Genomic DNA, 2,000 nt, shown 5'->3' on the forward strand with positions numbered 1-2,000 from the left:
GTCGCTCAATCTCCTCCTCGCCGCTCGGAATTCGCGCCCGGGGGCACCGGCATGCCCGGCTCCGGTACGAGTCGGGACGGTCGCGAGGATTTCATTCCAGTGAAGCGGGAGCGGGTGTACAACACGGACTCCGCATGACCCGCGTCCGTGCGCGCCCCCTTCGCGCACGTCGACCCGGCTCCCCAGCGTCCGTCCGAACGTTGCCGACCATGACGACTCCGCAGAACGTCCGCCAGCACAAGGGCCGCACCTACATCCTCGATACCCACGGGCCCGGCGCCGGACCGTGGCGAGGACGATTCGTCGTCAAGAGCGAGGAGGACGGCCGTCCCGGCGTCACCGCCTGGCACGAGCTGGACGATGAATTCCCTTCCGCCGACGAGGCGGTCGCCCATGCCGACCGCGTGGCATGTCAGTACATCGCCACGTTCGCAGAGCAGGCGTGAGCAATCAGGCTCACGCGCAGACGCCGTGAATACGCGGCTGTAAAGCCTGCCGGACCGTTTTTTGCCCCGCCGAGGTCCACCGTTCGGCCTCAGGGAGAAAAAACATGCCAACGTTGTCCAACGTCAATATCGGCGCGCGGCTGGCCGCCGCATTCGCCGTCGTCATCGCCTTGCTGCTGCTCGTGCTGGCCGTGGCCGTTTCGGTGCTGAACCGCACCAGCGGCACGATGGACCGGGTGGTGGAGGACCGCTATGCGCAGATCGCCATCAGCGACGACATCAAGAATGTCGGCGACCAGGGGGTGATCGTGATCGGCCGGCTGCTGATGGCCACCGACCCCACGCAGGCCAAGCGCTACATGGACGATTACGCCGCCGTCCGCGCCGCCAACACCGCGAACTTCGCGAAGTTCGAGAAGATGCTCAACACCGACGAGGCGAAGGCGATCTTCGCCGAGCAGTCGGAGGCCCGGAAGATCTACGGCGCCGCGGTGCGCAAGCTCTTCGACCTGGTCGCCGCCGGACAGCGCGAGCAGGCCATGGCCGTGTACCAGGGCGACATGGCGCAGTCGCAGGTCCGCTATTACGCGCTGATCGACAAGATGGTCGATTACCAGGCCAAGGCGATGGCGGACGACGTGGTCAAGGCCAAGGAGGACGCGCGGCGCTCCAAGCTGTGGATGACGCTGGTGGCCGCGGTCGCGGTGGTGCTGGGCGTGGTGACGGCGATCAGCATCACGCGCTCGATCACCCAGCGCATCCACGGGGCGATCCGGCTGGCCGAGGACGTCGCCAAGGGCGACCTCACGCTGCGCCCGATGCCGCAGAGCACCGACGAGATCGGCCGCCTGATCGCCGCGTTGCAGCACATGGTGCGCAGCCTGCATCGCATCGTCTCGGAAGTCCGCCAGGGCGCGGACACCATCTCCGCCGCGGCGAAGGAAGTCGCGCAGGGCAACGCCGATCTGTCGGCGCGCACCGAGGCGCAGGCGAGCGCGCTGCAGGAGACGGCTTCCGCGATGGAACAGCTGACCGCGGCGGTGCGCATGAGCGCGGACAACGCGGATCAGGCGAACGCCAGTGCGGCGTCGGCGTCCGAGGTGGCCGGTGCGGGCGGCAAGGCGGTGGGCGAGGTGGTGGCGACGATGAGCGCCATCTCCGCGTCCTCGCAGCGCATCGGCGAGATCATCGGCACGATCGACGGCATCGCGTTCCAGACCAATATCCTGGCGCTGAACGCGGCGGTGGAAGCCGCGCGCGCAGGCGAGCACGGACGAGGTTTCGCGGTGGTGGCGTCGGAGGTGCGCGCTCTGGCGCAGCGGTCGGCGAGCGCCGCCAGGGAGATCAAGTCGCTGATCGTCCAGTCGACCGAGCAGGTCGATGCCGGCGGACGGTTGGTCGAACAGGCGGGCGCGACGATGTCGCAGGTCGTCTCCGGCATCCGACGCGTCAGCGGCGTCGTCGCCGAGATCAGCGCCTCCAGCCGCGAGCAGAGCATGGGCATCGAGCAGGTCAACGCGGCCATCATCCAGATGGACGACACCACGCAGAAGA

2 protein-coding genes are annotated in these 2,000 nt (G+C 68.2%); both read left to right on the plus strand.

The window, feature by feature from the left end; translation table 11 throughout:
* The first annotated feature begins 209 nt into the window (after positions 1–209).
* On the plus strand, positions 210–446 hold the full coding sequence (locus VF536_RS03750) for a hypothetical protein (protein ID WP_331613445.1): 237 nt from the start codon (positions 210–212) through the stop codon (positions 444–446).
* Between the two features lie 104 nt (positions 447–550).
* Positions 551–2,000, plus strand: a 1,450-nt coding sequence (locus tag VF536_RS03755) for a methyl-accepting chemotaxis protein (RefSeq protein ID WP_331613446.1), incomplete at its 3' end; no start/stop codon positions are given.

Source organism: Roseateles sp. (genome assembly GCF_036486225.1).
Taxonomy (GTDB): Bacteria; Pseudomonadota; Gammaproteobacteria; order Burkholderiales; family Burkholderiaceae_C; genus Roseateles.